Origin of the sequence: Kineococcus glutinatus (genome assembly GCF_039542765.1) — a bacterium.
Taxonomy (GTDB): Bacteria; Actinomycetota; Actinomycetes; order Actinomycetales; family Kineococcaceae; genus Kineococcus_A; species Kineococcus_A glutinatus.
This window is the reverse complement of sequence record NZ_BAABIL010000915.1, coordinates 1-638: the sequence shown is the minus strand read 5'-3', so window position 1 is coordinate 638 and position 638 is coordinate 1. Positions and strand designations below refer to the sequence as shown.

The following is a 638-nucleotide window of genomic DNA, read 5'->3' as shown; positions in this document are numbered from 1 at the left end:
GTGACCCCTCTCGTTGCGCGAGCTGCGCACGTGGCGCAGCGGGTGCTCGACGTCGGCCGGGACTGCACTGTCCACTCACCCGGGCGGGTGACGGGCCTGGAACCACCGGTGCGGGCGCGAGCACCGCGCACCGGTAGGTCGCAGTGTAGTGATCGGGGTCACCGCTCGCTTCCCCGGGCCCGGCTCCTGGAGCCCTCGTGCGCGTGATGTCCGTCACGGGGGACGGTGCGGGCGGGGGGCCGGGGCGCCGGATCAGGTCGACCGGTTGTTGCGGACGGCGCCCTGCAGCGCGGTGATCGCGTCCTCCGTGGCGGCGGCGGCGGCCACGTTGGCCTGGCGGACGGCGTCGTAGACCTCCTGGCGGTGCACCTGGACCTCCCGGGGCGCCTCGATCCCGACGCGCACGACATCGCCTCGCACCTCGAGGACGCGGACGACGATGGCGTCCCCGATGACGACGCTCTCCCCGGCCCGCCGCGTCAGAACCAACATGCAGTCAGCATAGGGTGACGATGGGTCATCGTGCGCGCAGGCGCCGGGCGCCCCGGACGGCAGAGGGCCCCGCTCCGGAGCCGGACGGCTGCGGAGCGGGGCCCTGCCGCGGGAGGACGCCGAGCGCGGGTCCCCGCGCCGGTGCC

At 75.5% G+C, this 638-nt stretch carries 1 protein-coding gene; it reads right to left on the bottom strand.

All coding sequences use genetic code 11. The features are described 5' to 3' along the window. Positions 1–252: 252 nt before the first annotated feature. A complete protein-coding gene (gene csrA, locus ABEB16_RS22540) occupies positions 253–492 on the bottom strand; it encodes a carbon storage regulator CsrA (RefSeq protein ID WP_345714378.1) in 240 nt (79 codons plus the stop codon). Positions 493–638: the final 146 nt, after the last annotated feature.